Source organism: Microcystis sp. M53602_WE12 (genome assembly GCF_030065455.1).
In the GTDB taxonomy this organism is placed as follows: Bacteria; Cyanobacteriota; Cyanobacteriia; order Cyanobacteriales; family Microcystaceae; genus Microcystis; species Microcystis aeruginosa.
In genome coordinates, this window is sequence record NZ_JASJFB010000191.1 from 1 (window position 1) to 4,625 (window position 4,625).

General features: G+C 49.9%; 4 protein-coding genes. All 4 read right to left on the reverse strand.

Features of this window, described 5'->3' with window-relative positions; translation table 11 throughout:
- Nucleotides 1–280: 280 nt before the first annotated feature.
- Entirely contained in the window at nt 281–598 is a 318-nt protein-coding gene (gene rpsJ, locus PX482_RS07265) for a 30S ribosomal protein S10 (protein WP_002740287.1), read from the reverse strand.
- A gap of 90 nt (nt 599–688) precedes the next feature.
- The gene (gene tuf / locus PX482_RS07270) at nt 689–1,918 is read right to left on the reverse strand and encodes an elongation factor Tu (RefSeq protein WP_288027866.1); all 1,230 of its coding nucleotides are present in this window, start codon (nt 1,916–1,918) and stop codon (nt 689–691) included.
- A 152-nt stretch (nt 1,919–2,070) separates the two neighbouring features.
- Complete coding sequence (gene fusA / locus PX482_RS07275) at nt 2,071–4,146, reverse strand: elongation factor G (protein WP_288122257.1); 2,076 nt, start codon at nt 4,144–4,146, stop codon at nt 2,071–2,073.
- 142 nt (nt 4,147–4,288) lie between these two features.
- Nucleotides 4,289–4,625, reverse strand: a 337-nt coding sequence (gene rpsG / locus PX482_RS07280; RefSeq protein WP_288122258.1) for a 30S ribosomal protein S7, incomplete at its 5' end; no start/stop codon positions are given.

Consider the following 4,625-nt stretch of genomic DNA (forward strand, 5'->3'; position numbering starts at 1 on the left):
TCAGACGGTCAATTACCTAATTTTCAGGGAAAAAGTCCAGGAATTTTCGCCCCGATCCCTCCAATGGCTGGCACTTTTTGAGGTCAAAAAAGTCTAAAAGTCTTATCCAACAAGGTTTTTAGATTTATTCAGCCAACCCTATTTAAAGAGCAACCGCCACCTTGATGGGCTGCTGGGGTATCTAATGGCGATTCTCACCCACACAAACTAGACGAGAAGCACCATAACAAAGAGTCTCTAAGAAAAAAAGATGTTAGCGATAACATCTTTTTGACATTTTTTACAATTTAACTTCAATATCAACCCCTGCGGGTAAATCTAATTTCATCAAAGCATCGATTGTCTTAGAAGAGGGTTGGTAAATATCAATAATGCGGCGATGGGTGCGGGTTTCAAAATGTTCACGGGAGTCCTTGTCAACGTGAGGGGAACGCAGGACACAATAAATCTTTCTTTTGGTCGGTAGGGGGATCGGTCCGATCGCTGTGGCGTTAGTTCTATTGGCAGTATCGACAATCTTCTCGCAGGAAGTGTCAAGTAAGCGCTGGTCAAAAGCTTTCAAACGAATGCGAATTTTCTGTTGTTGTAGCGTAGCCATAATTTCACCTATTGCAATTGTCAAGGTACAAAATAAAGACAGTAACGGAGCAGCTTTTAAATTCACTGCCCCGTTAATTAGTAGATTAGCCTACTTGATAATTTTCGAGATAACGCCGGAACCGATGGTGCGACCACCTTCGCGAATAGCGAAGCGCATACCCTGTTCAATAGCGATCGGGTTGATCAGTTCCACGGTCATTTTGATCCGGTCTCCCGGCATGACCATTTCTACAGTGCTGCCATCATCGGCGGTGTAGTCTTGGATAGTACCAGTTACGTCGGTTGTGCGTACATAGAACTGAGGACGATAGTTTTTAAAGAAAGGAGTGTGACGACCACCCTCTTCTTTACTTAACACATATACCTCACCTTCAAACTGGGTGTGGGGTTTGATTGTACCCGGTTTAGCGATCACCATGCCGCGCTCGATGTCGGTTTTTTGGATACCACGCAGGAGGATACCAGCGTTGTCACCAGCCATCCCTTGGTCGAGACTTTTCTTGAACATTTCGATCCCAGTAACGGTGGTGGCGCGGGTATCTCTGATCCCCACCAATTCCACGTTATCACCCACTTTCACAATACCGCGTTCGATCCGACCGGTAGCCACCGTCCCCCGACCAGTAATCGAGAATACGTCTTCTACCGCCATCAGGAAGGGTTTATCGATATCCCGTTCGGGGGTGGGGATATAGCTATCTACCGCTTCCATTAATTCATAAATTGCGTCCACCCACTCGTTATCGCCTTTTTGGGCCTTAGGGTTTTTGGTCATGTAGTCGAGGGCTTCTTTCGCAGAACCGGCAATAATGGGGATATCGTCGCCAGCGAAGTCGTAATTGGTGAGAAGTTCGCGTACTTCCAGTTCTACGAGTTCCAGTAACTCCTCGTCGTCCACCATATCTTTTTTGTTGAGGAAGACCACGAGGTTAGGTACACCCACCTGACGAGCCAGCAGGATATGTTCCCGGGTTTGGGGCATCGGGCCATCGGCGGCCGAGACCACGAGAATACCACCGTCCATCTGTGCCGCACCGGTGATCATGTTTTTTACATAGTCCGCGTGGCCGGGGCAGTCAACGTGTGCATAGTGGCGACTGGCGGTTTCGTACTCAACGTGAGCGGTGTTGATGGTGATCCCGCGGGCTTTTTCTTCGGGAGCGGCATCGATTTCATCGTATTTTTTAGCTTGGGCATTACCCAGAGCCGCTAGGGTCATAGTGATAGCGGCGGTGAGGGTAGTTTTGCCGTGGTCAACGTGACCGATCGTGCCGATGTTAACGTGGGGTTTCGTCCGTTCAAATTTAGCGCGTGCCATTTACTTTCTGTTCCTTTGTTTTTTTTCTTCTTCAGGTGGGTGAATAGTAATCAGTCACCAGAGATCAGTTTTAAGTTAGCAGTTGTTAGGGTTGACCGCTCGAATTTAAATGATCGGTTTATTCTCACTGCTCACTGCTCACTGCTCACTGATTAGCCATTCCCTTTACTTTTGGTGATAATCGTCTCGGCCACGTTGCGGGGGACTTCTTCGTAATGGCTAAATTCCATGGTGAAGATGCCCCGTCCTTGGGTTTTGGAGCGAATATCAGTGGCGTAACCAAACATTTCCGCTAGGGGAACTTTAGCGGAGACTTTGGCGATGCCGGTCTCGGTTTCTTGACCTTCGATTTGTCCCCGACGGGAGTTAAGATCACCGATGACGTTACCGATGAAGTCTTCGGGTACTTCCACCTCGACCTTCATCATCGGTTCTAGGAGAACGGGAGAAGCTTTCATCACCGCTTCTTTGATCGCCATGGAACCGGCAATCTTAAAGGCCATCTCGGAGGAGTCCACATCGTGGAAAGAACCATCTACAAGGGTTGCTTTCAGGTCGATGACGGGATAACCCGCTACAATCCCCGATTCGCAAGCTTCTTTCATCCCTTGTTCTGACGGACTGATGTATTCTTTGGGGATAGCACCACCGACAATTTTGGAGACGAAGACAAAGCCCGACCCCGGTTCACCCGGTTCGAGTTCGATGACGACGTGGCCGTACTGCCCTTTACCACCACTTTGACGGATAAATTTACCCTCAGCGCGCACGGGTTTCCGCACAGTTTCCCGATAGGCCACCTGGGGAGCGCCCACCGTCGCTTCGACTTTGTATTCCCGGAGCATTCGATCGACCAGGATTTCCAGGTGCAGTTCTCCCATCCCGGCGATCACCGTTTGATTGGTTTCGGGATCAACTTTGACCCGGAAGGTGGGATCTTCATCGGAGAGAGCTTGCAGAGCTTTGCTGAGTTTCTCGATGTCCTGTTTGGTTTTCGGTTCCACCGCCACGGAGATAACCGGTTCGGGGATAAAGAGGGATTCTAGGATAATCGGGTTCTTATCATCACAGAGGGTATCCCCGGTAATGGTGTTTTTCAGTCCGATCGCCGCTCCTAGATCACCGGCGCGCAGTTCATCCACTTCGATCCGTTCGTTGGATTTGAGGATGATCAGGCGAGCGATCCGTTCTTTGGTTCCTTTGGTGGAGTTGTAGGCGTAGCTGCCTTTAGCTAGTACACCGGAATAGACCCGTAGGAAGGTTAAACGACCGAAGGGATCGGCCATGATTTTGAAGGCGAGGGCCGAGAAGGGCGCATCGTCCTTAGCCTCCCGGATTGCCTCGCTGCCATCGGGAAGAATCCCTTTAACGGCGGCTACTTCCGAGGGTGAGGGTAGGTAATCGACGACGGCATCGAGGAGCAGTTGTACCCCTTTGTTTTTGAAAGCCGAGCCGCAGAGGACGGGAACAATTGTACCAGCAATCGTCCCTTCTCTGAGACCGCGTTTGATTTCGGCTTCGGTGAGTTCTTCACCTTCTAGATATTTTTCTAGGAGTTCTTCATCAGCTTCCGCTACAGCCTCCACCAGCTGCACGCGGAATTCTTCGGCCTTTTTCAATAAGTCTTCGGGAATGTCGGTTTCTTCTATGTCTTTCCCTAGATCGTCCTTATATATATAGGCGCGCATCTTGACGAGATCAACGATCCCGCTCAGTTCGCTTTCCGCGCCGATCGGCATTTGGATGGGAACGGCGTTAGTTCTGAGGCGATCTCTTAATTGTTCGTAAACTTTGAAGAAGTTCGCCCCCGTTCTGTCCATTTTGTTGACAAAGGCAATCCGGGGTACTTTGTACCGATCGGCTTGTCTCCAGACGGTTTCTGATTGGGGTTGTACACCACCAACAGAGCAGAAAACCGCTACCACTCCATCGAGTACCCGCATGGAACGTTCCACTTCAATGGTGAAATCGACGTGGCCGGGGGTGTCAATGATGTTGATGCGATGATCTTGCCAACTGGTACTGATGGCGGCGGCGGTGATGGTGATTCCTCGCTCCCGTTCCTGTTCCATCCAGTCGGTAATTGCCGTTCCGTCGTGGACTTCGCCCAGTTTATGAGCGACTCCCGTGTAGAACAGGATTCTTTCTGTTGTCGTTGTTTTGCCCGCGTCTATATGAGCGGCGATTCCGATGTTTCGCACTCTCTCTAGCGGGATAGTCCGTGCCACAGCAACCTCCTTGCTTTGCTTGCCAGTGATGGGATTTTGTTCTAGGATTTTTTACACTATTTACAATTCTATACTTTTCTTGACAGTTTTTTGGCGGCAGCGGTGTAGTCCACCGCCCTTAAAGTATCTTTAAAGTATCTTTTTAGTAACGATAGTGGGCAAAGGCTTTGTTTGCCTCCGCCATCCGGTGGGTTTCTTCCCGTTTTTTGATCGTGCCGCCGGTTTCATTGGCCGCATCCATGATCTCGTTAGCTAGTTTACCAGCCATGGTTTTGCCACCTCTAGTCCGAGCATAATGGACTAACCAGCGTAGTGCCAATGTACTACCACGATTGCTCCGTACTTCCATCGGTACTTGATAGGTGGCTCCACCGACCCGGCGGGCTTTCACTTCCACTAGGGGAGTGGCGTTTTTAACGGCTTTTTCAAATACTTCTAGGGGTTCTTGACCGGTACGTTCGCCGACGGTTTTCAGGGCA

What these genes read in the sequence shown, in the direction of transcription:
- rpsJ (WP_002740287.1), bottom strand. Translation starts at nt 598, where the DNA reads ATGGCTACGCTACAACAACAGAAAATTCGCATTCGTTTGAAAGCTTTT.
- tuf (WP_288027866.1), bottom strand. Translation starts at nt 1,918, where the DNA reads ATGGCACGCGCTAAATTTGAACGGACGAAACCCCACGTTAACATCGGC.